Here is a 24,898-nt window from a genome sequence, read left to right as displayed (position 1 = left end):
GCTTCGGCCCGAATCGCCTGCGGCGGTTGACCCGAAGAGGAGACCGGACGACCGACGCGAACTCGTGTGTGAAACGGGACTCAGCGAATATGCGCCCGGAGATGATGCGTGCCACTGTGGCGCTCATAGTTACCGGCCGGTACAAGGAGGTACTCCAGTGGTCGACCAGCAGCGTCCCCGTCGCTCGTGTCTGGCGGTCCCCGGCTCGAGCCAGAAGATGATCGACAAGGCGCGCACGCTGCCGGCGGACCAGGTGTTCCTGGACCTGGAGGACGCCTGCGCGCCGCTGGCCAAGCCCGACGCCCGCAAGACCATCGTCGCGTCGCTCAACGAGGGCGGCTGGGGCGACAAGGCCCGTGTCGTGCGCGTCAACGACTGGACGACGGAGTGGACCTACCGCGACGTCACCGAGGTCGTCGAGGGCGCCGGCGCGAACCTCGACTGCATCATGCTGCCGAAGGTGCAGACGCCCGAACAGGTCGTCGCGCTCGACTTCCTGCTCACGCAGATCGAGAAGACGATGGGCTACGAGGTCGGCAAGATCGGCATCGAGGCGCAGATCGAGAACGCCCTGGGCCTGAACAACGTCAACGCGATCGCCACCGCGTCCCCGCGCGTCGAGACGATCATCTTCGGCCCGGCGGACTTCATGGCGTCGATCAACATGAAGTCGCTGGTCGTCGGCGAGCAGCCGCCCGGCTACGACGTCGGCGACGCCTACCACTACATCCTGATGCGGATCCTGATGGCCGCGCGGGCCCACGACAAGCAGGCCATCGACGGCCCCTACCTGCAGATCCGCGACGTCGACGGCTACAAGCGCGTCGCCGGTCGTTCCGCGGCGCTGGGCTTCGACGGCAAGTGGGTGCTGCACCCCGGCCAGATCGACGCGGCCAACGAGGTCTTCAGCCCGAAGCAGGACGACTACGACCACGCCGAGAACATCCTCGACGCGTACGAGTTCTACACGTCCGAGGCGGGCGGCAGGCGCGGCGCGGTGATGCTCGGCGACGAGATGATCGACGAGGCGTCGCGCAAGATGGCGTTGGTGATCTCCGGCAAGGGCCGTGCCGCGGGCATGTCCCGCGCGAACGTGTGGACGCCGCCGGAGGCCTGATTCCGTTACGGATTGTGCGCTACTTCACCCTGAATGTCACTGGACGTGTTCGACCGTCACGGGTTGCATTCGAAACGGGTGAAGTGGCGCACAATCCGTTACCGGAGTTTGCGATCTCGCCCCTGGGTGGGGGCATGCTCTGGGGCATGTCACGTTCGAGTAACGGCAAGACGAGCAGACGGTTGCGGCTCTTCAAACGCCGCGAGGACGACCTGCTCGAGCGCAGCTTCCGCAGCTGCCCGGGATGCGATGCCGACGTCCACGTGTTCGCCGACGTCTGCCGCCACTGCGGCGGCACCCTGGAGATCGCCCTCGCGGGCTGAGACCTCCCCGTTCAGCGATAGCCCCCGTTGACCGCCGCGAAGATCGCGAAGACGTAGAACGCGATGAACAGCAGGTAGCCGACGATGACGACGTAGCCGACGATGATGCCGGCGAGCGCCATCCCGTGGCCTTCCTCCTCGCCGCGCTTGATCTTCCCCATCGCGATGTGCCCGAAGATGACGCCGACGATCGACGTCACGCCACAGGTCGCGAACCCCACGAGCGACAGCACCAGGGCCAGGATCGCGTTCGTCTGCGACTTGGGCGGGGGCGGGTAGCCGTACATGGGCTGCTGGCCGTACTGACCGGGCTGGCCGTAGGGCGGCTGCTGGCCGTACGGATCGCCTGGCTGCTTCGGGTTGTACGGGTCGTAGGTCATCGCGAATTCCCCCTAGATGTTTGAGCGGGAATCTTAAGGTCCGCCGGCGTGGTTCGTCGCGTGCGGGTGCGTGAATACACCTGTCAGCGGTGCTGTTTCGGTACAGCGGGCGCTCAGGTTGTTGCGGAGAGCACACCCCGGTCGCAAACGGGCGTTAACCGGTCCATACTCGCCGGTAACCAAAGCCTTGGAAGGGAAGTGCGATGGCGCGCCTCGCCCAGACCGCGGGTCTCACGGACATCCAGGAAGAAATCCTCGCGACCGTTCGCACGTTCGTGGACAAGGAAATCATCCCCCACGCCCAGACGCTGGAGCACGGCGACACGTACCCCGCCGACATCGTCGAGGGCATGAAGGAGATGGGCCTCTTCGGCCTGACGATCCCCGAGGAGTACGGCGGCCTGGGCGAGTCCCTGCTGACCTACGCGCTGGTGGTCGAGCAGATCGCGCGCGGCTGGATGAGCGTCTCCGGTGTCATCAACACCCACTTCATCGTGGCGCACATGCTCAAGCAGCACGGGACGCCCGAGCAGAAGCAGAAGTACCTGCCGCGCATGGCCGCGGGCGAGGTGCGCGGGTCGTTCTCCATGTCCGAGCCCGAACTCGGCTCCGACGTGGCGGCGATCCGCACCAAGGCCGTCAAGGGCTCGAACGGCTACACCATCAACGGCCAGAAGATGTGGCTGACGAACGGCGGCACGTCGAACCTCACCGCCGTGCTGGTGAAGACCGACGAGGGCGCCGAGAAGCCGCACCAGAACCTCACGACGTTCCTGGTCGAGAAGCCCGAGGGCTACGGCGAGGTCCTGCCGGGCCTCACGATCCCCGGCAAGATCGACAAGATGGGTTACAAGGGCGTCGACACCACCGAGATGGTGTTCGACGGCTTCGAGATCGCCGCGGACCAGGTGCTCGGCGGCGTCACGGGCCAGGGCTTCCGGCACATGATGGACGGCGTCGAGGTGGGCCGCGTGAACGTGGCCGCCCGCGCGTGCGGCATCTCGATCCGCGCCTTCGAACTCGCCATCGAGTACTCGCAGCAGCGCAGGACGTTCGGCAAGGCCATCGTCGAGCACCAGGCCATCGCCTTCAAGCTCGCCGAGATGGCCACCAAGGTCGAGGCCGCGCACCTGATGATGGTCAACGCCGCGCGCCTCAAGGACTCGGGCCAGCGCAACGACGTCGAGGCCGGCATGGCGAAGCTCATCGCCTCCGAGTACTGCGCCGAGGTGACGCAGGAGTCGTTCCGCATCCACGGCGGCTACGGCTACTCCAAGGAGTACGAGATCGAGCGCCTGATGCGCGAGGCCCCGTTCCTGCTGATCGGCGAGGGCACGTCGGAGATCCAGAAGACGATCATCTCGCGCGGCCTGCTCCGCGACTACCAGTCGCGCGGCTAGACGCGAGTCGGCGTTCGTCCGTTAGGGGCCAATCTTTCACGGGACTGGCCCCTAACGGTTTCCTCCCGCGGGCCATAAGGTTCGCTCACTTTGAGCACAGATCTGACACTTCCCGGACCTGTGTCGCCGCCACACGTCGTCCGCATGGAGCTGGACACGTTCTCCGGCGTCGACCGTCCCGCGCTGGCCAAGTGGTTCGGCGCCCTGTTCACCGACCTGCTCGCACCCCTGTGCCCGGCATCGGTCGAGGAGCTCGTGTCGGTGGCGCGCGACTACCACCCCTCCGACACAACGCCCTGGGGCCCGCCGGGTTATGCCCGGCTGCTGCTCTCTTCGGGTGAGTTCACCCTTCCGTCGTGGTCGGCGGCCCTGGCCGACCTGCCGTCGTTCCTGCGCGTGCAGCTGGTCCAGCTCGACTTCCAGGGCCTGCCCCTGGTCGATCACGGCTGGTGCGCGGAGATCCTGCTGAAGGACGACCCCGCGTTCCCGCACCAGGTGGTGGTCACGGCCTCGCGGTCGCTGTTCGGCGGCTGGATCTCCCATGCGGTGCAACAACAATGGCTGTCGGTCTTCCGGTCGGGCGCCTCGCTGGCGCAGGCCAGCGGCGGCTGGATCACGCTGGACCGCGTCGGCGTGCGGACCGCGCACGAGGTCGCCGCCGGCGTCGGCCTGGACGAATCCCTTTTCATGGCAGCGGAAATGTCCCGCGGCCCGCACTGGGCGACGTTGCTGGGACCACGCCAGGTAGCCGCTTTGGGTGGTGTGCAGGAGGTCTGTTCGACGGCGCCGTGTTCCTCCGTCGAGCACCTCGGCGGCGGGCGCATACTTCTGCAGCTGACGGAACACCTCGACGAGGTGCCGCCGGACGTGGTCCGCAAGCTGGCCGAGTTCCTCGGGCCGGTGCTGCACTGAGGGGAGCTCTCGAGGCCGCTGCCCTCCGGCGGCCGTCCGCGCCGGGAAGCGCCGGTACGAGGGCCCGGCCCCGTTGACCAGCGGGATACGGCTTCGTTTGGGACCCTGTCGTCCGTGAGGCCATCACCGAAGACCGACGTGCTCATCGCCGTGGACACCGCCCTGCGTCCCACGGGCTTCGTCCGCCGCGGCCACGTCTGGCTCCAGGAACGAGGTGACGGCGTCTCCGGCTGGCTCGGCTTCGGCGTGGCGGGCGCGCTCGACCTGACCCCGCTGGTCGGCGTCTGCTCCCGCCGCTACGACGAGGTCTGCCGCGCACTCGGCGTCGGAATCCCGACCACGCCCGTCGTGTCGATGCCGCTCGGCCACCTGATGGGGGACAAGCCCGTCTGGAAGTGGACCTTCACTCCCGGCGGAGACCACTTGGCCGGCGCCGCGTCGCTGGTGGCCGCGTTCTTGAAGCACGGCAAGCCGTACATCGACAAGTACGCCAAGTGGGACACCCTGGCGCGTGAGCTCGTGGCCAAGCCGGAGTCGTTGCTCGACTTCGAGCGGGCGCGCAAGCTCGCGGTCGTCCACGTGCTCGGCGGGAACGCCGGTGCCGCCCGTGAGGCGTTGAAGAAGGAGGCGGAACGGGTGGCGGACAGCCGGGACGGGTACGCGCGGTCGCACCGGGCGCTGGTGCACCGGTTCGAAATCGCGTTCCCCGGCTGACGGTCCCGCAGCGACAATGCGCCGGTGAGCGATGGCAGTGAGCCGTCGTGCCCGAGCGGTAGGACGACTCGTGAAGTTTCGCTTGCACGGGAAGGGGCAGGTCCCGCTCACCATCGTCTTCGAGCCGTCAGGGGCGGAGTACGTCATTCCGGGCGGCGGACACGTCGTCGTCGAGTTCGAGGGGGACGGCGAAGGCGAGATCTCCGTGTACGACGACCACGCGACCCCATCCGGGCACCACGCGAGCCTGGACGGTCGAAGGAGAGGAGCTGCCGTACTGATCGCAATCCGGCAAAACACCCGCAGGCATGTCGGCACGCCGTAGTGGGCACTGGCAGGATGGAACGATCAGCGCGTCCGACAGAGGTGGTCCCCGTGACGAGTCCGTTCGCCAACCCGAACCGGTCCGGCGTCCCTCCCCGCCTGCCCACTCCGCCGACGGGGTGGCCGATCGGTTCGTACGCCACGTACGAGGAAGCGCAGCGCGCGGTCGACCACCTGGCGGTGGAGGACTTCCCGGTCCAGGAAGTCATGATCGTCGGCGTGGACCTGATGCTGGTCGAGCGCATCACCGGCAAGCTCACCTGGAGCCGGGTGCTGATGACCGGCGCTGCCAGTGGTGCGTGGTTCGGTCTGTTCGTCGGCCTTCTGCTCACGCTCTTCAGCCCCGAGCCCGGGGTCACGGTCGGACCGGTGCTGACCGGTCTGATCACCGGTGTCTTCTTCGGTCTGGTGTTCGCGGCGGTCGGGTACGGGTCGGCGCGGGGCAAGCGGGACTTCCAGTCAGCGTCCCAGTTGGTCGCGAACCGGTATGACGTGCTCTGCCACCCGAAGTCGGCCGAGAAGGGCCGTGACCTGCTCGCGAGGCTCGCGATGCGGCCCGTGAACCCGAGTTCTTGAGGTTCACATAAGGCCATTGGTTCTGAATCGTTGCTTCCCTTGGTTGCGGCTCCTGATCACCGGGCCTAGGTTCGGTTGACCGGTTCGCCCGGTGCGGCCGGTGGCACGACGAGGTGCCAGGCAGACAGCGGTCTGGCTCCTCCGTGTAGTCGGGAAGGAGGCAGGGCCGATGGGTGCGACACGGCGCTATCGACTCGCCGCCGGAGTGGGAGCCGCGGTACTCGCGGCAGGAACCCTCACGGCTTGCGGGTCTGGCGACCAAGGCATCACCGTCAACGTTTACAAGTATCCCCAGGAGAACTTCCAGGCCATCGTCGACAGCTGCAACGCGAAGGCCGGCGGGCGATACAACATCGTCTACAACAAGCTGCCGCGGGAGGCGGACGGTCAGCGCGAGCAGATGGTGCGCAGACTCGCGGCGGAGGACGACAGCATGGACGTCCTCGGGCTCGACGTCACGTGGACCGCGGAGCTCGCGAAGGCGGGCTGGATCAAGGAGTTCACGGGTTCGGTCAAGTCGCAGGTGGAGAACGGCACGCTGAAGACGCCGCTCGACACCGCGACGTACGAGGGCAAGCTGTACGGGGCTCCGGACAACACGAACGTCCAGCTCCTGTGGTACCGCTCGGACCTCGTGCCCACGCCGCCGAAGACGTGGGACGAGATGATCTCCATGGCCGAGGCGCTGGTGGCGGAAGGGAAGCCCGGCCAGATCGTGGCGCAGGGAAAGCAGTACGAGGGACTCGTCGTGCTGTACAACACCCTGGTCAACTCCAACGGCGGCACGATCCTCGACGAGAACGGCACGAAGGCCGTCGTCGACGCCAAGGCCGTGGAAGCGTTGGCGGCGTTGAAGAAGCTCGCCACGTCGAAGGCGATCGACCCGTCGTTCTCCAACGCGGCCGAGGACAACGCGCGCCTCGCCATGGAGGGTGGCAACGCGGCGTTCCAGCTCAACTGGCCGTACGTCTACGCGGCGGCGCAGAAGAAGCCGGACTTCGCGAAGAACTTCAAGTGGGCGCCGTACCCCACGGTCAGCGGTGAGGCCGCCAAGGTCACCGTCGGCGGGATCAACTACGCGGTCAGCAACTACAGCACGCACGCGGACGAGTCGTTCGACGCGGTGTTGTGCCTGCGTGGCGCGGAGGCCCAGAAGCTCGCCGCGCTCAAGGACGGTGTGCCGCCGACCATCGAGGCCGTCTACGACGAGCCCGAGATGGCCGAGGCGTACCCGATGCGCGACGACATCAAGGAGACGTTGAAGAACGCGAGTGTGCGGCCGCGCACGCCCGCCTACCAGAACGTCTCGACGGTCATCTCCACGATCCTGTCGCCGCCCGCGAGCATCGACCCGCAGGCGACCGGGGACAGGCTGCGCAAGGAACTGCAGGACGCTCTCGACTCGAAGGGGGTTCTGCCGTGAGTCACGCGACCACAGAAGACACGGCGAAGGCAGCGGCGGCACCGAAACCCGTCGCGCCCAAGAAGAAAGTCGCGCTGAGCGAGGGCAAGAGAGCCGAGCGCAGGCTCGGCTGGCTGCTCTGCGCGCCCGCCGCGATCACCATGATCGCGGTGACCGGCTGGCCGATCCTCTACTCGCTGCTGCTGTCGATGCAGAGGTTCGACCTGAAGTTCCCGGACCGCACCGAGTGGATCTGGTTCGACAACTACGTCACCGTGCTCAGCAGTCCGTACTGGTGGAACGCGGTGTGGGTGACGGTCGTGCTGACGGTCGTGACCGTCGCGATCGAACTGGTGCTGGGCATGTCGCTCGCGCTGATCATGCACCGGGCGCTGGTCGGCCGGGGCATCGTCCGCACGACGACGCTGATCCCGTACGGCATCGTGACGGTCGTGGCCGCGTTCTCCTGGCGCTTCGCCTGGACGCCCGGCACCGGCTACCTCGCCGAGGCGCTCGGCGGCGACCCCGTGCTCACGGAGAAGATCCCGGCACTGATGGTCGTCGGCCTCGCGGAGATCTGGAAGACCACGCCGTTCATGGCCCTGCTGCTGATGGCGGGCCTGGCGCTGGTGCCGGACGACCTGCTCAAGGCCGCCGCGATGGACGGTGCGAGCGGGTGGCAGCGGTTCATCAAGATCACCGTGCCGATCATGAAGCCGGCGATCCTGGTGGCGTTGCTGTTCCGCACGCTCGACGCGTTCCGCATCTTCGACAACCTCTTCGTGCTCACCGCGGGTTCGCAGGGCACGTCGTCGGTGTCGATGCTGACCTACAACAACCTCATCAAGGGCTTGAACCTCGGTATCGGATCGACGATGTCCGTGCTGATCTTCATCATGGTCGCGATCATCGCGTTCGTGTTCATCAAGCTCTTCGGCACCGCTGCCCCCGGCAGTGACGACGGAGGGAAGCGCTGATGGCGGGTATCGGAGGAGCGGAGACCCCGGCCAAGAAGTGGGGCTGGGGTGTGCTCAACACGGTGGTCGTGATCTACGCGCTGATTCCGGTGCTGTGGATCGTGTCCCTGTCGTTCAAGTCGTCGAAGACGCTGGCGGACGGCAACTTCATCCCTCGCGAGTGGAGTCTGGAGAACTACCAGAACATCTTCTCGACGTCCGAGTTCACGCGGGCACTGATCAACTCCATCGGCATCGCGATCATCGCGACCGCGATCGCCGTGGTGTTCGGCACGATGGCCGCCTACGCCATCGCGCGGCTCGACTTCCCCGGCAAGAACCTGCTGGTGGGCGTCTCGCTGCTGATCGCGATGTTCCCGCAGGTCTCGCTGGTGTCGCCGTTGTTCGAGATCGAGCGTTCGCTGGGTCTCTTCGACACGTGGCCCGGCCTGATCCTGCCGTACATCACGTTCGCGCTGCCGCTCGCGATCTACACCCTGTCGGCGTTCTTCCGCGAGATCCCCTGGGAGCTCGAGAAGGCGGCGAAGATGGACGGTGCGACGCCGGGGCAGGCGTTCCGTCGCGTCATCGCGCCGCTGGCCGCGCCGGGCGTGTTCACGACGGCGATCCTGGTGTTCATCTTCTGCTGGAACGACTTCCTGTTCGCGATCTCGCTCACCTCGACCGAGCAGTCGCGGACCGTGCCGGTGGCGCTGTCGTTCTTCACCGGTAGTTCCCAGTTCGAGGACCCGGCCGGATCGATCGCGGCGGCCGCCGTGGTCATCACGATCCCCATCATCATCTTCGTGTTGTTCTTCCAGCGCCGGATCGTCGCCGGCCTGACCTCCGGCGCCGTCAAGGGGTGAGTTGACCAATGGCAGAGATCGTTCTGGACAAGGTGACCAAGCGGTATCCCGACGGCGCTTTGGCCGTGCAGGAGGTCAACCTCGAGATCGCCGACGGCGAGTTCATCATCCTGGTCGGGCCGTCCGGCTGCGGTAAGTCCACCACCCTCAACATGATCGCGGGGCTGGAGGACATCACCGACGGCGAGCTGCGCATCGGCGGGCAGCGCGTCAACGAGAAGGCGCCCAAGGACCGCGACATCGCCATGGTGTTCCAGTCCTACGCGCTCTACCCGCACATGACGGTGAAGGAGAACATGGCCTTCCCGCTGCGGCTGGCCAAGGTCGACAACGCGACGGTCGAGAAGAAGGTCAACGACGCCGCGGAGATCCTGGACCTGACGCAGCACCTCGACCGCAAGCCGTCCAACCTGTCCGGTGGCCAGCGGCAGCGCGTGGCGATGGGGCGCGCGATCGTGCGCAACCCCAAGGCGTTCCTGATGGACGAACCGCTGTCCAACCTGGACGCCAAGCTGCGCGTGCAGATGCGCACCTCGGTGTCGCGCCTGCAGAAGCAGCTGGGCACGACCACGGTGTACGTGACGCACGACCAGACCGAGGCGATGACCCTCGGCGACCGGGTCGTGGTCATGCGCGGCGGTGTCGTGCAGCAGATCGGCGCGCCGCAGTTCCTCTACGACCAGCCGGCGAACCTGTTCGTCGCGGGCTTCATCGGCTCCCCGTCGATGAACTTCGTGCCGGCGACGCTGGAGAACGGTTCACTGCGGTCGATCCTCGGCGACGTGACGCTGACGGACCGGGTGCGGCAGCTGGTGGAAGGTGCCGACGCGCCCCGCGAGGTGATCATGGGCATCCGCCCCGAGCACTTCGAGGACGCGGCACTGGTCGACGCGGCGGCGCTGTCGTCGGGAGGCAAGTTCACGCAGCACGTGGACGTGCTGGAGTCGATGGGTTCGGACAAGTACGCCTACTTCAACCTCACGGGCGAGCAGGCGGCCTCGGCGGAGCTCCAGGAGCTCGCGGCGGACGCGGGATCGGACGACGTGCCGGGTGACGGCATCTCGCTCGTGACGCGGTTGTCGTCGGCGTCCGGCGCGGTGGAAGGCGCCTCGTCGGAGATCTGGTTCGACGCGGACAAGGTGCAGCTCTTCGACCCGTCCAGCGGCAGGAACCTGACTTACACGGAACGGTGAATTCTCGTTTTGCGGGCCGCCTTCCCCTCGCGGGAGGGCGGCCCGTTTCTGTCACTCGATCGAGTGAGGGCGAAAGCCCTCGCGCAGTTGGGACTTATTAGTCCCGCCCTATCTGCCCTGCCGAACTCGGTTCGCCATTGGGCGCTCGGCAGCGACATCTCATCGAAACGTGCTCTTCGCTTGTTCGGATCGTCCGCACGCTTGTCGAAGGCGGGTACAGGACCACCGGGGGGTTCCGGGGAACCGCCGCCGAGTGAAAGAGAGCGTGCAATGGGGATCCTGGACGGAAAAGCGGTCGTCATCACGGGGGCCGGTCGAGGACTGGGCGAGGCCTACGCGATGCACGCTGCCCTCGCGGGTGCGTCGGTGGTGGTCAACGACAACGATGGTGACCTGGCAGAACGGGTCGCGGAGCACATCCGGGAGTTCGGCGGCCGAGCCGTGGCCTCGAACCACACGGTCGCCGACCCGAGCGAGGCGGCGAAGATCGTCAGCCTGTGCGTCGACGAATTCGGCCGCGTCGACGGCCTGGTGAACAACGCGGGCCTGAACTACGAGACCGCGCCGTGGGAAGACGACCCCGAGACGATCAGGCACGTGGTCGAGGTGAACGTCCTCGGCGTCATCTACACCGGAATCGCGGCGATGCGCGCGATGCGGGCCACCGGTGGCGGTTCGATCATCAACATTTCCTCCGGCGCGTCATTCGGCCAGCGCAAACTCGCCACCTATTCGGCGACCAAGGGCGCGGTGGCCTCACTGAGCTACTCGTGGGCCCTCGACCTGGAGGCCGAAGGCATCCGCGTGAACGCCGTGTGCCCCGTCGCGCACACGCGGATGGTGTGGAAGTCGGAACGCTCCCTGCGCGCCATCCCGGCCGACCGGACGCCGGGCAAGGTCGCGCCGCTGGTGCTGTTCCTGCTCTCGGACCGCGCCGAGGGCATCACCGGGCAGGTCATCCGGTGCAACGGCAGGCAGCTGCACATCGTCGGCCAGCCGTACTTCAAGCAACCGATCCTGGAGAGCGACAACTGGGACACCGCTTCGGTGGAGCGGGCGTTCACGGGCGTGCTGCAGGCACACCTCGAACCGTACGGGCTGGAGAAGAGGATGCCTCCCCGGCTGCGTGCGCTGGTGGAACCTTCGCAGACCGCCTGAGCGGGCGGGGGAGGCGTCGTCCGGTGCCCTGTGCGGCGCCTTCCCCGCGGGTCGGCTGTGGACGGTGGCGGGGCTGTACAGGTTCGACGAGGACGAACTGGCGCAGGCCGCTACTTTCCGTGGATACGCCAGACGATCACGGACTGAGGTGTTCGGGTGACGTTTGCCCACGTCACACGGATGGCTGCGGAAATTGTCTGACCCTCCTGTCACCATCGGGGCATGGCCGAGCGCAAACCCAGAGTCACCGACTGGAGACTCGTCGTGCAGTCCCGGTTGGACCGGGTCCGCGCGGATCTGGCTGCCCTCGGCCCGTCCGATCCGGTCGATCCCGAGGGCGACGTGTGGCGGCGTACGGCCGAGGCGCAGGCCGCCGTGGTCGAGGCGATGCTCAACGCTCGCGAGCCGTGGTGGCGCATGCTGCCGTCGTGGTGGTCGGGCTGGCACATCGAACGTGCCTGGCGCGCCCTGCACGAGGCCGAGGTCGCCACGATCTCGGCCGAGCGCGGGTTTCTCGGGCGGTTGCCCGGTCTGCGCGCGCGGGTGGCGCAGTACCTGGACGACGACGATCCGCGCCGCCGCGCCCTGGAGGAGTTGCGGCCGGGGGAGTTCACGCCCGCGGTCGAGCGCGCGATCGTGGTGGACGCGCTGCGGGCGGCTTACGACAACTCGGACTTCGCGCACGCCGGGTCGCGTGCGTTGCGCAACAAGCTGATCGCCGCGTCGATCGTGCTGTTCGTGATCAACACGGTGCTCGGTGTCGTCGGCATCGTGAAGCCCGGCATCATCCCGCTGTGCGTCGACCCGAAGGAGAACGCGCTGCCCACCGTCTGCCCCGGCGGCACGGTGAAGGCGTCCGGTGTGGACGTGTGGCTGGTGCAGGTGCTCGGGTCGTTCGGTGCGGTGCTGGCGTCCGTGGTGCTGCTCTTACGCCGCCGGCCGTCGCTCTCGCCGTACGTGATGATCGGGTACCAGGCGCTCATCAAGATCATGCTGGGTGCGGCACTGGCGGTGGTCGGCATCCTGGCGCTGGGAGCAGGGGTCACCAGCGGGCTGATCGGCATCCCGTCGGCTGCGGCGTTGCTGTTGTGGGCGGTCATCTTCGGGTACGCGCAGCAGATCGGCACACGGCTGCTCGACAAGTACACCGACGAGGTGCTGGACCAGGCGCGGCCGTTGCCGGACGCGGACGGGCCGCGGGTGGCGCCCCGGTGATCGGTGCACAGGCGTCACCGCAGAGACGTCACCTCAGGCGCGTGGGCCTCGGCCGTGCGACTGGCTTTCCTCGCGCACGGCGTTGATGACGTCGGCGTCCCATCGGTGCGTGCGGATCAGCCGGTACCGCTCCGCCGCGACCCACATGTACGCCTCGGTCTCGGTGCGGTCGCCGATCATGTCGGCCTGCCGCAGCATCGCCACGACCGGCTTGTACTCGTCGGCGTACCAGCGGCGCGCCACCTCGGAGCGGTCCAGGAACTGGCCGCTGTCCTGCATCAGCCGGAAACCCCACGCCTCGACGTGCTCGCCGAGCTGGGCGTAGTCCCACGGGTCGGACAGCACCACGGCGGCGCGGGCCTCGCCGCTCAGGGGGACCCGGTCCAGGAACAGGCGCCGGTAGTCCTTCACGATGAGGTCGCCGCGGTAGCGGATGCCGGACGAGTTGATCCGGGTGATCACCTGCGTCACGTACGCGTCGATCACCTCCAGGCCCATGGCGTGCGCCACGGACACGCGGTGGTGGCCGTCGTTGATGAAGTGCAGCTCGCCGACCCGGTACACCTCGATCGGCGGCACGCTCTCGCCGCGGCGTGCGGCCAGGGCCAGCCGTTGCCAGCGTTCCCGGACGCGACTGGAGGTCGGGCGGAAGCGGCGGTCGAAGTCGCGGGTGCGGTCGACGCTGCCGACGATCGAGTCCAGGCGGATCGTCTGCAGGCCCAGGCGCTTCTCCGACGCCATGCCCAGGGCGTCCACGACCTCGTGGAACGGCAGCATGATGTTCACGTCGTCGGGCTCGCGGCGCAGCCAGGCCGCGAGGCGCGACATCACCTGGCGGCGGCGGGCGCGCAGGAAGTCGCTCTCGGCATCGGCCACCGGGAAACCGGTGTCACGTCTCATCACGAACCTCCCGAGATCTCCAGGACCTTCTGCGGCACGACGTTGATCACGCGTGTGGAGCCCAGCGAACGGTCCGGGCGCGGCACGCCGTGCGGATGAATGTGGCCGTGCAGCATGAACGAGGGCTGCAGCCGCGAGACGAGTCCGCGTAAACAGTCGAAACCGCGATGCGGCGCGTCGGGTTCGTCGCCGCAGTCCAACGGCGGTGAGTGGGTCAGCAGCACGTCCACGCCACGTCCGTCCCGCAGCCTGCGCCACCCGGCCAGCCGGGACACCCGGCGGGCGCGGCGGGCCTGCTGCCGTTCCGTCCACTGGTTCGGGCCCTTGTTGTAGCGGATCGAACCACCGAGACCGGCGATTCGCAGGCCGGCGACGTCGATCACGCGTTCGTCCGCGTTCACCGCACCGGCTGGTCCTGGCCAGCGCACCGGCACGCCCGCCTTGGTCCACAGGCCGCGCACGTTCGAGTAGCCCGACAGGTCGGTGTCGTGGTTGCCGGGGACGAACACCAGCGGCTTGTCCAGGGCGTTGGCCAGGTGTTCCAGGTAGTCGAACGGCAGGTCACCGGCCGCGACGATCAGGTCGACGCCCGAGTGCTGGTGCACCTGATCGGTCCACAGCTGCTCGACCACCTCGTCCGCGACAGCCAGAATCCGAGCCATCCCAGCAGCTTAATGAGGACTTTCCCCACATGACGGGTGGCGGCGCTGCCGTTAGCGTTAGGACCGTGCTTGCCGAGCTGTTCGGCGCGGCCGCCCACGGGTGCCGCGACCGCAGTCCGCTGACCCAGCGACTCCTCACCGACGCTGCCGACGACCTCCGGCGGGGCGGTGTCACGGCCAGGATCATGGCCGGCTCCGAACGCGACCGGGAGGGCACCGTGCCCGGGCTGCGGTTCGCGGGCGCCGTCCACCGGCTCGTGCTCGAAGGGCGTGCGCCCGGCCTCGCGAAGCACTACCCGTCCGTCGGCGGCCAGCCCCACCTGCCGACGCTGTGGGAGGACGCGCTGCCCGCGCTCGACGAGCACGCCGACGTCCTGCGGCAACGCGTCCTGGCCACCGTCGTGCAGACCAACGAACCCGGCCGCAGCGCGCCCCTCTACGGCGGCCTGGTGGTCGCCGCGCAGGAGGCCGCGAAGGCCGCCGGCCGGCACGTGCCGTTCTGCGTGCGGCTGCTGGAGGTCGGCGCGAGCGGCGGGCTCAACCTGCGCCCGCACCACGTCGGCTACCAGCTCCCGGACACGGTCCTCGGCGATCCGGACAGCCTCCTGGTGCTCGACCCGGAGTGGACCGGCAGGCCGCCCGCGGACCTGGGCCACCGGCTGCGCGTCGTCGGCAGGGCGGGCTGCGACCTCACCCCGGTCGACGTGTCCACAGAGGACGGACGGCTGCACCTGAGCTCGTTCGTCTGGCCGGACCAGCTGGACAGGTGGAACCGCCTGCGGGACGCGCTGGACCTCGCCGCCACCGACCCCGTCCGGGTCGACCGGTCGGCCGCACCGGAGTGGCTCGCGAACCAGCTCGCCCGAGCCGAACGGGACGTGCTCACCGTCGTGTGGCATTCGGTGGTGTGGCAGTACGCCTCGCCCGCGGACCGGGCGATGGGCAGGGCCGTGCTGGCGGACGCGGCCGCGAAGGCGACACCCCTGTCACCGTTGGCGCTGCTGGTCTTCGAGCCTCGCCGCACCGACGACGACTACCGGTTCGAACTGCTGCTCAAGCTCTGGCCGGCCGGGATCTCGCTGAACCTCGGCCACGGCGCGGGCCACGGCACGCCGTTCACCTGGGACGTCACCCCCTGGGAGTGACGACCGGGTTCACCACGTACCGGCCGTCCTGCATCTCCACGGGCAGCCGGAACTCCGCGCGGGTGCCGTCGTGCGTGTACTCGACCACGATGGCGCCGTCGCGGTAGACGCCACGTTCCACCCGCGCGGTCTGGAACTGGTCCGCGGTCGTCTTCGCGACGTCCTCGCCGCCGACCGCCAGCAGCGGCTCCAGCTTGTGGAAGTCGTGTGCGCGCAACGCGTTCGTCACTTCGGCGGCGAGCTCGTCCGGTGACCCGGCGCCCGGAGACGGCCAGACCGCGATGGACACGAACACCATCGCGAGCCAGCCGATCGGGAACACCAGCAGCCAGAACCTGAGGTTCGTCAGCCGCGCTTTCACGTCAGGGGGTTCCGCTGATGAGCACGAACACGGTGGTGATCCAGCAGAGCAGGAACGCGAGGATCCAGAAGCGGATGTTGGTGAGGATTCTGGTCATGACGGGGCCCTTCCACAACGAAGAAAGCGGGCGAAACCGGGACTAGAGCCAGCGATTTCGGCGCAGTATTCGGTAGAGCGTCAGGCAGGCGATCAGGACCAGACTCATGATCAGCGGGTAACCGAACTTCCACTTCAGCTCGGGCATGTAGTCGAAGTTCATGCCGTACACGCCGACGACCATGGTGGGCACGGAGATGATCGCGACCCACGAGGTGATCTTGCGCATGTCGGTGTTCTGCTGCAGCGTGATCTTCGCGAGCGTCGCGTCGACCAGCGTCGTCAGCAGCTCGTCGAACGCGATGACGCGCTCGGACACCTCGGTGAGGTGGTCGTCGACGTCGCGGAAGAACGCCCGCACCTGCTCGGGGATGAGCGGCGTGTAGCCCTCCGCCAAGCGGCGCAACGGGTTCGCGAGCGGCATCACCGCGCGGCGCAGCTCCACGACCTCGCGCTTGAACATGTAGATCTGCTCCGCGCTCACCTCGGTGCGCGGCGCGAAGACCCGTTCCTCCATGCGGTCGATGTCGTCCTCGATGTGGTCGGTGACCTCGAGGTAGTTGTCGACGACCTGGTCGGCGATCGCGTGCATCACCGCGGAGGGGCCGATCTCCAGGCGCTCCGGGTCGGCCTCCAGCACGTGCCGCAGCTTGGAGAGCCCGGAGTGGTTGCCGTGCCGCACGGTGATGACGAAGTCCTTGCCCAGGAACACCATGATCTCGCCGGACTCGACGATCTCGTTGGCGGTGTCGGGCGATTCGTTCGTCACGTAGCGAACGGTCTTGAAGACCATGAAGAGCGTGTTGTCGTACCGCTCCAGCTTCGGGCGCTGGTGCGCGTGCACCGCGTCCTCGACCGCGAGCTCGTGCAGCCCGAACGTCTCGGCGATGCCCTCGATCTGCTCGGCGTCGGGCTCGTGCAGTCCGATCCAGACGAACCCGTCCTTGCGCTTGCTGACCTCTTTGACGGCGTCGGTGTGCGTCCACCGGCCGGGCAAGCGCTTGCCGTCGACGTAGACCGCGCAGTCGACCACGTAGTGCGACACAGGCACGGTGATGCGCGGCGCAGGGCGCTGCTGAGCGCCGCGTCCGCGGATCGAGGGCAGGCTGGGCATGGTGAGTTCCTCCAGGGCCACACGTCGTCGAAGTGCACGAAAAGCACGACGGGCGTCCTACCGGTGGAGACTCAGCGAACTAGAACGATCTAGCAGGCCACCTCGGTGAGGACGCGCTTGGTACTGGCAGGGTGGGGGTCCTTGCTCATTTAGGGGTCCTCACCTCCTCGGGGCGAAGTCACTGGTGGTGGAAATCCTCACACACCGGTTGCCGAGGGTACTCCCTCCGCGTAAAGACTGTCTCCCCACCTGAGTCAGATCTCGATCACACGTAGTTGGAGGCGCGGTGCAGTTCGGTCGGTACTACGAGGAGTTCGAGGTCGGAGCGGTCTACAAGCACTGGCCCGGTAAGACGGTGACGGAGTACGACGACCACCTGTTCTGCCTGCTCACCATGAATCATCACCCGCTCCACATGGACGTGAACTACGCGGAGAACACGACGGACTTCGGCAAGAACGTCGTCGTCGGCAACTACATCTACTCGTTGCTGCTGGGCATGTCCGTGCCCGACGTCTCCGGCAAGGCGATCGCCAACCTGGAGATCGAGTCGCTGCGGCACGTGAAGCCGACGTTCCACGGTGACACGATCTACGGTGAGACCGAGGTGCTCGACAAGACGCCGTCCAAGTCGAAGGACGACAGGGGCGTGGTCTACGTGGAGACTCGCGGTTACAAGCAGGACGGCACGGTCGTGTGCATCTTCAGGCGCAAGGTCATGGTGCCGAAGCAGTCCTACGGCGAGGCCCGCGGCGGCGAGCAGCCGGGACGCCCTGAACCGGTATCCAACTAATTTTGGGGAAGTGACGTGACGTCTCTGGACCTGGCACAGCAGCGGTTGCGGGCTTTCGCGGAGGAAGCCTCGGCGACTTCGCCGCTCTACGAGCACCTCGCGTCGCGTGCTGCCGCCGATCCGGAGGTCGCCGACCTGCTGACCGCCGCCAGCGAGGACAACGCCACGGGCGAGCTCCTGCTGGCGGCGGCGCACCGGCTGGTGCAGGCCGAGCCGTTCCACCAGCTCTCGAACTACTACCCGTCGCTCGGCGGGACGTACGGCGCGGACGAGAGCACCTGGCCGTTGTTCCGGGACTTCCTGCTCGAACGCGGCGACCGCGTGCGGGCGCTGGTGAGCTCGCAGGTGATCCAGACCAACGAGGTGCGGCGCGCGGCCCTGCTCTACCCGGCCGTCGTGGCCGCGGCGAAGCAGGCGGGCGGGCCGATCGGGCTCGTGGAGGCCGCGACGACGGCCGGTCTGCTGCTCGGGCTCGACCAGTACTCGTACCGCTACCAGACCGCGGAGGCCGGCCAGCTCGTCGCCGGACCGGCCAAGGCCGCGCTGGGGCTGCACTGCTCGCTGGAGCTCGCGCCCGGCGCCGTGCTGCCGAAGCTGCCCAAGACGATCAAGGTGGCCGCGAAGGCGGGCATCGGGGTCGCGCCCGCCGACCTGGCGGACGAGGACGCCTACGCGTGGCTGGAGGCCTGCGTGTGGGCCGACCAGCCGGAGCGGCTGCGCCTGTTCGGGGTGGCGTGCGGGGTGCTGCGGAAGAACCCGCCGCGCCTGGTGGCAGGGGACCCGGTCGCGGACCTGGCCAAGGCGGTCGAGCCGATCGACGCACCGCTCGTCGTCATCACGAGCGGGTCCGGCCTCGACCTCGTGCCCGCATTGTCGGCTTTGGGCAGACCTGTCTGGTGGGCCGCCCACGAGGCCGGTGAGCTGCGCCTCATCCGTGTCGGTGAGTCAGGCGTGGAGACGACCACGCTGGCGACCACCGAGGCCCACGGGCAACGTCTCGTTTGGCGTTGAGCACCCCACCCCTAACGCGTGAACCCTGATCAGGCCTTGGGCAGGCAGTTCCACTCAGAGAGCGCTTCCACGAGCCCTTCGGTGGTCGGAAGTGTGTCCAAGGTCGCACGGTCGACCCAAGCGACATCCGATGCGTCGTCGCCCGCTCGGAGCACACCCGACGTGACCTGGCATTCGTAGTCGAAGATCAAGAAAACACCGTTCGGGGCCGGTCGCTCCACGTGGCCGACGAGGCGGCCGACGGTGACGCAGAGTCCCGTCTCCTCGGCTAGTTCCCTAGTCACGGCCGCCTCATCGGTCTCATCCGCCTCCACGCGCCCACCTGGTACCGACCACAGGCCCTCACCAGGTGGATTGGCGCGTCGCACGAGCAGTAGTCGCCCGTTCGGGTCATGAACGACGGCTCCGACGCAACGGATGGTGCGCTTGCTGCTGGGCGTCACGATCACGAAGCGTAGTCACACCGGATCGGCGGTGCTGTCCGCTACCCCGGCTGCGGTACAAATCTCCCAAGGTGCTGAATCGTGCTGTACAACGGTCACGAACGGCGCCAAACGGGTGCGACGCGGACGGGGTGGACACCGTGAACTTGAAGAAGATTCTCACTTTCGCTGGAATCGCCTTGCTGTTGTTCTTCCTGATCGCGGAGCCTCAGCAGGCGGCTCAACTCGTGCAGAACATCCTCAACTCGCTGCGAACCGCGGCCGAGGCGCTGATCACGTTCGTGCGCTCCGTCTTCTAGTCTGGGTACCAGCCACCTGCCGGGTGGCGGGAGCAGGTCAGACAGGGCACTGCCTGGTACCAGGAAAGGCTGGTAGCGCATGTTCGCACCACGTGATCCGGACGACTACCTGCTCCCGAGCGAGCGTCGGGTCATCCGTGTGCGCAGGCACTGGTCCTACCTGATCTGGGACGTCCTGGAGGCGGCGGCGCTGCTCGCCGGCTTCATGATGATCTCGTACCTGCTCCCGGCGGACGCGAGCCTGCTGCAGAACGTGCTCTGGTACGGGGCTCTGCTGGTGTTGCTGCGCGTTGCGTACTTCATCATCGAGTGGTGGGTGGAGCGCATCGTCGTCACCGACAAGCGCTTCATGCTGACCTCGGGCGTCTTCGAGACCAAGGTCGCGATGATGCCCATCACCAAGGTCACCGACCTCACCTACGAGCGCACCGTGGGCGGACGCATGTTCGGCTACGGCACGCTCATCGTGGAGTCGGCGGGTCAGATCCAGGCGCTGAACCGCCTGGAGTTCCTGCCGAACCCCGAAGAGGTCTACGACGCCATCTCGGAGCTGACCTTCGGCGACAAGAAGGCACAGGCCGAGCGGTTCTCGATGATCAAGGCCCAGCGCGCGGCGCGCGGGAAGAAGATGGTCCCGTAACACGGATCGTTCACCACGTCGTCCACACTGGACGACGTGGTCATCGATCTGCACACCCATTCGTCCGAGTCCGACGGCACCGACAGCCCCGCCGACCTGGTGAGGGCCGCGTCCCTCGCGGGACTCGACGCGGTGGCCATCACGGACCACGACACGGCGGCGGGGTGGGCCGAGGCCGAGGCGGCGCTGCCGTCCGGGCTGAGACTGGTGCGCGGCGCCGAGCTGTCGTGCTCGTCGGCCGACGGCTACGGCCACACCATCACCGTTCATCTGCTGGCGTACCTGTACGATCCGACGCACGCCATGCTGATGAAGGAGCAGTCGCGCCTGCGCGAGGAGCGGCGGCAGCGGCTGCAGAAGATGGCCGAGATGATGCAGGCCGACGGCTTCCCCATCGACCCGGTCGACCTGATGTCCCGCCTGCCGTTCGACGCGCCGGCCGGACGCCCGCACCTCGCCCAGGCCCTGATCCGCGCCGGGGTGGTGACGTCGGTCGACGAGGCGTTCGCGACGTTCCTGACCGGCGGCCAGTACTACGTCGGCCGCACCGACACCCCCGTCGAGCGCGCGATCGAGATGATCACCGAGGCCGGCGGCGTCACCGTGCTGGCCCACCCCTTCGCCCGCTCCCGCGGCCCCGTCGTGGCGCCCTCCGTCGTCCGCTCGCTGGCCGCAGCCGGCCTCTTCGGCGTCGAGGTGGACCACCCGGACCACGACCAGGAGACGCGGCGGTCGCTGCGGTCGCTGGCCGACTCGCTGGGCCTGATCGTCACCGGGTCGAGTGACTACCACGGCACGAACAAGACGGTGCGGCTCGGCGCGGAGACGACCGCGCCGGAGATGCTGGATGCTCTGGCCGAGAGGGCGACGGGCTGCAAGATCCTCGTGGGATAGGGCGGTGTTCTCGTGTTCAACCTGCGGCTCTTCATCGAGGCCTCGATCACGCTGCTGGTGATCATGGACCCGCCCGGGACCGTGCCGGTCTTCCTGGGGCTCGTCGGCCGCAAGTCGCGCGAGGCCCGCAAGTCCGCGGCGCGGCAGGGCGTGCTGGTGTCGTTCCTGGTCATCACGCTGTTCGCGGTGGCCGGCAACTCGATCCTGGCGTACATGCACATCGGCATCCCCGCCCTGCAGGGCGCGGGCGGGCTGCTGCTGTTGCTGATCGCGCTCGACCTGCTGACGGGCAAGGGCGCGACGAACCACCCCGAGGTCGAGGACGTCAACATCGCCCTCGTACCGCTGGGCACGCCACTGCTGGCCGGACCTGGTGCCATCGCCGCGACCATCGTGTTCGTGCGCCAGGCGAACGGCGACTGGGGCTCCTACCTGGCCCTGGCCGCGGCGATCGTGGCCGTGCACCTCGTGCTGCTGGGGACGCTGCGGTCCGCCGGCCTGCTGATCAAGGTGTTCAAGGAGAGCGGGATCCTGCTGATGGCCAAGATCGCCGGTCTGCTGCTGGCCGCGATCGCCGTGCAGCTCGTCGCGTCGTCCGTGCAGGGCTTCATCTCTTCGGGCGTCTAGCGCTCGATGCGGGCCTTGTCCCCGTCGATGATGATCGGGCGTTCGATCAGGCTCGGGTTGGCGACCATGTGCGCGATCCACTTCGCGCGGTCGTGTTCCAGCAGTTTCGGGTAGGCGGCTTCCTTGGTGCGCGCGATCTCCCACGGCTCCTTGCCGAGCAGCTTCAGGACGTGGTCGAGCTCCTCGGCTGACGGCGCGTCGTCGAGGTAGCGGCGTTCGGTGTAGTCGACGCCCTCGTCGTCGAGGCGTTGCTTGGCGGCGCGGCTCTTGGAGCAGCGCGGGTTGTGCCAGATCTCCATGCGGTTCATTTTCTGTCAGGGTGACTGAGTAACTTGGTTGGGGTGGAACAACTCGGCTTCGACTTCGGCACCGCGGCACCCCGCAAGCTCGTGCGCGTCACGCCCGCGAAGCTGTCGACGTGGACGAGCTGTCCGCGCCGCTTCCGGATGACGTACCTCGACCGGCCCTCACCGCCGCGAGGCGGTGCGTGGGCGCACAACACCCTCGGCGCCGTGGTCCACAACGCTCTCAAGGCCCTCTTCGACCTGCCGCCCGACCGTCGCACCCCGGACCAGGCCGTGGCGCTGCTGAACCGGCAGTGGAAGTCCGAGGGCTTCCGCGACGTCGACCAGGCCACCGAGTACCGCACCCGAGCCCAGGGCTGGGTCCACGAGTACGTCTCGTCGTTGGACGTCGACTTCGAACCGCTGGGCGTGGAGCGCTGGGTGTCGTCGCCGACCGACCGCATCGTGGCCGAGGGCCGGGTCGACCGCATCGACTTCCGCGACGGCGAGCTCGTCATCGTCGACTACAAGACCGGCCGCCACGTCCTGACGTCCGACGACGCCCGTGGCTCGCAGGCGCTGGCCTTGTACGCGCTCGCCGCTCGGCGAACGCTGCGCAAGCCGTGCCGCAAGGTCGAGCTGCACCACCTGCCGTCCGGGTCGATCGCGGAGTGGGAGCACACGGAGGAGTCGCTGGCGCGGCACGTGCGGCGGGCGGAGGAGGCGGCGGACGAGATCGACCTGGCCACGGAGACCCTGAAGGCCGGTGGGGACCAGGAGGTCCTGTTCCCGGCGGTGACCGGGCGGCAGTGCCAGTGGTGCGACTTCCGGCGCAGTTGTGCCGAAGGGCAGGCGGCGGCGCCTTCGCTGGACCCCTGGGCGTTGCTGGCGCCGTGACGGTGTCTGGAGTGCGGCTTTCGCTCCAGGCCGTGTCCCGTAAGTCTCGTCCGCGATAGCCGCGGTCGAGGGCCCAGGAGGCGGCACCGCCGCAACACCCGAATACGCCCGGTATGAGGGCCTCGCGGCGGCACCGCCTCCGGGACTCTCGACCGTGACTCTCATCGAACGGACTTACAGGACACCCCTAGGCCGTCCGGGCCATGACTGCCTGCGCATCCGTGGACCCGTAGGGTGGCTTGAGTGGACGTCGAAGCAGCGAAGCGACCGTCGCGGACCTACGGATTCCTGCGCGCTGTGAGCGGAGTGCTCGCGGTGGGCATGGTGCTGCTCGCTCTGGGGAACATCGGCGTCCAGTTCTACGCGAACTCCCGCGATCTGCCTGGACCTGGGACGTTGTCCGTCATCGCGCACGTGGTGGCGGCGCTGCTCGTGGTCGCCGGGCAGATCGTGGCCGACCGGTACGCGGACTGGAAGGCGCCGGTCGCGTCGCTGGCCGTGCTCGTGGTGAGCGCCGCGACGCTGTGGACGTTCTGGTGGGCCTGAGCCGGTGGGGACCGGGTGGTTCAGGCGGTCGCGGCGTCGCTGTGGATGAGGCCGATGCGCAGGGCCGTCATCAGGGCCTGGGCGCGGTTGCAGACGCCCAGCTTCTCGTACAGGCGTGAGACGTAGGTCTTGGCCGTCGACGGTGAGACGAACAGGGTTCGCGCGATCGCCGGGATCGACACGCCCTCGCCCAGGAGGTTGAGCACCTCGCGTTCGCGCGGGCTCAGCGACAGGTGGGCGGTCTGGCGGCGGGCCATCGCGGTGGCGAGGCCCGTGGCGGTGAACGACAAGGCCGCCACGGCCGCGTGGCGGATGGCGCAGAGGATCTCGTCGACGGGTGCGGACTTGCCCACGAACGCCGAGGCGCCTGTTTCCAGCGCGCGGAAGAGCACGTCGTCTTCGCCGTGCGAGGTCAGGACGACGATGCCCAGCAGCGGGTAGCGGTCGCGCAGTTCGCGGGCCAGGCGCAGGCCGTTGCCGTCCGGCAGGCCCACCGCCACGGTGACCACGTCCGGAGAGGCCGCGGCGATGATCGCGGGGGCCTCGGCCGCCGTGCTCGCCTCGTCGACGACCTCCAGGTCTGTACTCGTGGCGGCGAGCATTTTCAGGCCGAAGCGGGTGAGTGCGTGTCCGTCGACGACGACGACTTTGGTTTCCACGAGCCGCCCCTCTCACTGAAGGTTCAACCCGCATGTCGTTCCGGACGTATCAATTGGTTACACCGAAGGGAGCAACAGAGTCCTCTGTTCTCGATGGACAGGGACCTACAGATTCATCAGCACGCGGGCGATGCTGATGGCACCGGGGCCGATGATGATCACGAACATGGCCGGGAACAGGCATGTGATCAGTGGGAACAGGATCTTCACCGGGACTTTCTGGGCCTGCTCCTCGGCGCGTTGACGGCGGCGGAGGCGCATTTCGCGGGCCTGTTCGCGCAGCACGGACGCGATCGGGACGCCCAGTTCGCCCGCCTGGGCCAGAGCCGAGACGAACGCGCGGAGCTCGGCGACGGTGGTGCGCACGGTCAGGGCCCGCAGGGATTCGTTGCGGGACTTGCCTATTTGCATCTCCTGCAGGACGCGGGCGCATTCCTGCGCGAGCGGACCCGAGGTGTTGCGGGCCACCTGGGCCATGGCCGCGTCGAAGCCGAGACCCGCTTCCACGCACACGGTGAGCATGTCCAGCGCGTCGGGCAGCGCGCGGCGGATCAGCTCCTGGCGCTTCTGGCCCGCGTTGAGCAGCAGCAGGTCGGGCAGGAAGAAGCCGAAGACCGCGCCGAGCACGAGGCCGGCGACGAGCCAGCCCACCGAACGCGCGCCGAGCAGACCGCCCAGCCCGAGGCCGAGCAGCAGACCCAGGCCCTTGGCGGCCAGCACGCGGTCCGGCGTCCACGTGGCGGGGTTGCCCGCCAGATCGAGGCGGCGCTGCAGCCCCGACGCGACACCGGCCGGGGACAGCCGCAGCGCGATCGACCGCAACCAGCCCGGTGAGACGACCGCGTCCGGCTTCGCCGTCACGGCGGCCGAGTAGCTCGTCTCGATCAGCGCGAGAGAACCGGCGGCTGTGACGCGTGGCTTCACCACGAGTGCGAAAGCGCCGAGGAACACCGCGAGCAGCAGACAGCCAACACCGAGGTACAGCGCCATG

31 protein-coding genes are annotated in these 24,898 nt (G+C 68.0%); 22 read left to right on the top strand and 9 right to left on the bottom strand.

The window, feature by feature from the left end; translation table 11 throughout:
- Positions 1-157: 157 nt before the first annotated feature.
- Both DFR72_RS14295 and DFR72_RS45515 read left to right on the top strand, forming a co-directional pair.
- Positions 158-1,117, top strand: a complete 960-nt coding sequence (locus DFR72_RS14295; protein ID WP_090065672.1) for an HpcH/HpaI aldolase/citrate lyase family protein — start codon at positions 158-160, stop codon at positions 1,115-1,117.
- Positions 1,118-1,263: 146 nt separating this feature from the next.
- Positions 1,264-1,440, top strand: a complete 177-nt coding sequence (locus DFR72_RS45515; RefSeq protein ID WP_157529767.1) for a hypothetical protein — start codon at positions 1,264-1,266, stop codon at positions 1,438-1,440.
- 11 nt (positions 1,441-1,451) lie between these two features.
- Here the strand turns inward: DFR72_RS45515 and DFR72_RS14290 are convergent, their stop codons facing one another.
- Positions 1,452-1,820, bottom strand: a complete 369-nt coding sequence (locus tag DFR72_RS14290; RefSeq protein ID WP_090065673.1) for a DUF4190 domain-containing protein — start codon at positions 1,818-1,820, stop codon at positions 1,452-1,454.
- 203 nt (positions 1,821-2,023) lie between these two features.
- On the opposite strand from DFR72_RS14290, the gene DFR72_RS14285 reads away from it, so the two are divergent.
- From DFR72_RS14285 to DFR72_RS14235, 11 genes are all read left to right on the top strand, one after another.
- Entirely contained in the window at positions 2,024-3,220 is a 1,197-nt protein-coding gene (locus DFR72_RS14285; protein ID WP_090065674.1) for an acyl-CoA dehydrogenase family protein, read from the top strand.
- Positions 3,221-3,310: 90 nt separating this feature from the next.
- Positions 3,311-4,132: a DUF3396 domain-containing protein gene (locus DFR72_RS14280; RefSeq protein WP_143086709.1), complete on the top strand. Its 822-nt coding sequence runs from the start codon at positions 3,311-3,313 to the stop codon at positions 4,130-4,132.
- Positions 4,133-4,246: 114 nt separating this feature from the next.
- Positions 4,247-4,846 (top strand): hypothetical protein, encoded by a 600-nt coding sequence (locus DFR72_RS14275; RefSeq protein WP_143086710.1) that lies wholly within the window; start codon positions 4,247-4,249, stop codon positions 4,844-4,846.
- A 70-nt stretch (positions 4,847-4,916) separates the two neighbouring features.
- Positions 4,917-5,171, top strand: coding sequence for a hypothetical protein (locus DFR72_RS14270; RefSeq protein ID WP_090065677.1), 255 nt, complete (start codon positions 4,917-4,919; stop codon positions 5,169-5,171).
- Between the two features lie 14 nt (positions 5,172-5,185).
- The gene (locus DFR72_RS14265) at positions 5,186-5,746 is read left to right on the top strand and encodes a YflT domain-containing protein (RefSeq protein ID WP_090065847.1); all 561 of its coding nucleotides are present in this window, start codon (positions 5,186-5,188) and stop codon (positions 5,744-5,746) included.
- Positions 5,747-5,915: 169 nt separating this feature from the next.
- A complete protein-coding gene (locus DFR72_RS14260; RefSeq protein ID WP_090065678.1) occupies positions 5,916-7,169 on the top strand; it encodes an ABC transporter substrate-binding protein in 1,254 nt (417 codons plus the stop codon).
- A complete protein-coding gene (locus tag DFR72_RS14255; RefSeq protein ID WP_090065679.1) occupies positions 7,166-8,125 on the top strand; it encodes a carbohydrate ABC transporter permease in 960 nt (319 codons plus the stop codon). The genes DFR72_RS14260 and DFR72_RS14255 overlap by 4 nt, the downstream gene beginning before the upstream one ends.
- Complete coding sequence (locus DFR72_RS14250) at positions 8,125-8,970, top strand: carbohydrate ABC transporter permease (protein WP_090065680.1); 846 nt, start codon at positions 8,125-8,127, stop codon at positions 8,968-8,970. Before DFR72_RS14255 ends, DFR72_RS14250 begins: the two co-directional genes overlap by 1 nt.
- A gap of 8 nt (positions 8,971-8,978) precedes the next feature.
- Positions 8,979-10,163: an ABC transporter ATP-binding protein gene (locus DFR72_RS14245; RefSeq protein WP_090065681.1), complete on the top strand. Its 1,185-nt coding sequence runs from the start codon at positions 8,979-8,981 to the stop codon at positions 10,161-10,163.
- 270 nt (positions 10,164-10,433) lie between these two features.
- Positions 10,434-11,321, top strand: coding sequence for an SDR family NAD(P)-dependent oxidoreductase (locus DFR72_RS14240; protein WP_090065682.1), 888 nt, complete (start codon positions 10,434-10,436; stop codon positions 11,319-11,321).
- A 222-nt stretch (positions 11,322-11,543) separates the two neighbouring features.
- Positions 11,544-12,536, top strand: a complete 993-nt coding sequence (locus DFR72_RS14235; protein ID WP_090065683.1) for a hypothetical protein — start codon at positions 11,544-11,546, stop codon at positions 12,534-12,536.
- Between the two features lie 33 nt (positions 12,537-12,569).
- On the opposite strand, the gene DFR72_RS14230 is transcribed toward DFR72_RS14235, so the two are convergent.
- A complete protein-coding gene (locus DFR72_RS14230; RefSeq protein WP_090065684.1) occupies positions 12,570-13,436 on the bottom strand; it encodes a chromosome partitioning protein ParB in 867 nt (288 codons plus the stop codon).
- Complete coding sequence (locus DFR72_RS14225; protein WP_090065685.1) at positions 13,436-14,098, bottom strand: metallophosphoesterase family protein; 663 nt, start codon at positions 14,096-14,098, stop codon at positions 13,436-13,438. The genes DFR72_RS14230 and DFR72_RS14225 overlap by 1 nt, the downstream gene beginning before the upstream one ends.
- A 65-nt stretch (positions 14,099-14,163) precedes the next feature.
- Here DFR72_RS14225 and DFR72_RS14220 point away from each other — a divergent pair, with 65 nt between their 5' ends.
- Positions 14,164-15,243 (top strand): DUF2332 domain-containing protein, encoded by a 1,080-nt coding sequence (locus tag DFR72_RS14220; protein ID WP_090065686.1) that lies wholly within the window; start codon positions 14,164-14,166, stop codon positions 15,241-15,243.
- On the opposite strand, the gene DFR72_RS14215 is transcribed toward DFR72_RS14220, so the two are convergent.
- Positions 15,227-15,604, bottom strand: a complete 378-nt coding sequence (locus tag DFR72_RS14215) for a hypothetical protein (RefSeq protein WP_090065687.1) — start codon at positions 15,602-15,604, stop codon at positions 15,227-15,229. The genes DFR72_RS14220 and DFR72_RS14215 overlap by 17 nt on opposite strands.
- A gap of 139 nt (positions 15,605-15,743) precedes the next feature.
- Positions 15,744-16,814 (bottom strand): magnesium/cobalt transporter CorA, encoded by a 1,071-nt coding sequence (gene corA / locus DFR72_RS14210; RefSeq protein WP_090065848.1) that lies wholly within the window; start codon positions 16,812-16,814, stop codon positions 15,744-15,746.
- Positions 16,815-17,100: 286 nt separating this feature from the next.
- On the opposite strand from corA, the gene DFR72_RS14205 reads away from it, so the two are divergent.
- Together DFR72_RS14205 and DFR72_RS14200 are read left to right on the top strand one after the other, a co-directional pair.
- A complete protein-coding gene (locus tag DFR72_RS14205; RefSeq protein WP_090065688.1) occupies positions 17,101-17,607 on the top strand; it encodes a MaoC family dehydratase in 507 nt (168 codons plus the stop codon).
- 15 nt (positions 17,608-17,622) lie between these two features.
- Positions 17,623-18,618, top strand: coding sequence for a DUF2332 domain-containing protein (locus tag DFR72_RS14200; RefSeq protein ID WP_090065689.1), 996 nt, complete (start codon positions 17,623-17,625; stop codon positions 18,616-18,618).
- Between the two features lie 29 nt (positions 18,619-18,647).
- Here the strand turns inward: DFR72_RS14200 and DFR72_RS14195 are convergent, their stop codons facing one another.
- Entirely contained in the window at positions 18,648-19,061 is a 414-nt protein-coding gene (locus tag DFR72_RS14195) for an NUDIX hydrolase (RefSeq protein WP_090065849.1), read from the bottom strand.
- 140 nt (positions 19,062-19,201) lie between these two features.
- On the opposite strand from DFR72_RS14195, the gene DFR72_RS45510 reads away from it, so the two are divergent.
- From DFR72_RS45510 to DFR72_RS14180, 4 genes are all read left to right on the top strand, one after another.
- On the top strand, positions 19,202-19,360 hold the full coding sequence (locus tag DFR72_RS45510; RefSeq protein ID WP_169746024.1) for a hypothetical protein: 159 nt from the start codon (positions 19,202-19,204) through the stop codon (positions 19,358-19,360).
- Between the two features lie 79 nt (positions 19,361-19,439).
- Complete coding sequence (locus DFR72_RS14190; protein ID WP_090065690.1) at positions 19,440-20,000, top strand: PH domain-containing protein; 561 nt, start codon at positions 19,440-19,442, stop codon at positions 19,998-20,000.
- Between the two features lie 36 nt (positions 20,001-20,036).
- The gene (locus DFR72_RS14185) at positions 20,037-20,894 is read left to right on the top strand and encodes a PHP domain-containing protein (RefSeq protein ID WP_425459888.1); all 858 of its coding nucleotides are present in this window, start codon (positions 20,037-20,039) and stop codon (positions 20,892-20,894) included.
- 12 nt (positions 20,895-20,906) lie between these two features.
- Entirely contained in the window at positions 20,907-21,521 is a 615-nt protein-coding gene (locus tag DFR72_RS14180; protein ID WP_256239079.1) for a MarC family protein, read from the top strand.
- On the opposite strand, the gene DFR72_RS14175 is transcribed toward DFR72_RS14180, so the two are convergent.
- On the bottom strand, positions 21,518-21,829 hold the full coding sequence (locus DFR72_RS14175; protein WP_245982925.1) for an ArsC/Spx/MgsR family protein: 312 nt from the start codon (positions 21,827-21,829) through the stop codon (positions 21,518-21,520). The genes DFR72_RS14180 and DFR72_RS14175 overlap by 4 nt on opposite strands.
- Before the next feature lie 33 nt (positions 21,830-21,862).
- Here DFR72_RS14175 and DFR72_RS14170 point away from each other — a divergent pair, with 33 nt between their 5' ends.
- Positions 21,863-22,702, top strand: a complete 840-nt coding sequence (locus DFR72_RS14170; RefSeq protein WP_090065693.1) for a RecB family exonuclease — start codon at positions 21,863-21,865, stop codon at positions 22,700-22,702.
- A gap of 243 nt (positions 22,703-22,945) precedes the next feature.
- Entirely contained in the window at positions 22,946-23,248 is a 303-nt protein-coding gene (locus tag DFR72_RS14165) for a hypothetical protein (RefSeq protein WP_090065694.1), read from the top strand.
- Between the two features lie 20 nt (positions 23,249-23,268).
- On the opposite strand, the gene DFR72_RS14160 is transcribed toward DFR72_RS14165, so the two are convergent.
- Both DFR72_RS14160 and DFR72_RS14155 read right to left on the bottom strand, forming a co-directional pair.
- On the bottom strand, positions 23,269-23,907 hold the full coding sequence (locus DFR72_RS14160) for a response regulator transcription factor (protein ID WP_090065695.1): 639 nt from the start codon (positions 23,905-23,907) through the stop codon (positions 23,269-23,271).
- Between the two features lie 105 nt (positions 23,908-24,012).
- Positions 24,013-24,897, bottom strand: a complete 885-nt coding sequence (locus DFR72_RS14155) for a type II secretion system F family protein (protein ID WP_090065696.1) — start codon at positions 24,895-24,897, stop codon at positions 24,013-24,015.
- Position 24,898 lies beyond the last annotated feature (1 nt).

Source organism: Lentzea flaviverrucosa (assembly GCF_003350445.1).
Taxonomy (GTDB): domain Bacteria; phylum Actinomycetota; class Actinomycetes; order Mycobacteriales; family Pseudonocardiaceae; genus Lentzea; species Lentzea californiensis.
The sequence above is the reverse complement of the archived record's forward strand: the minus strand, read 5'-3'. Positions and strand labels throughout refer to the sequence as shown.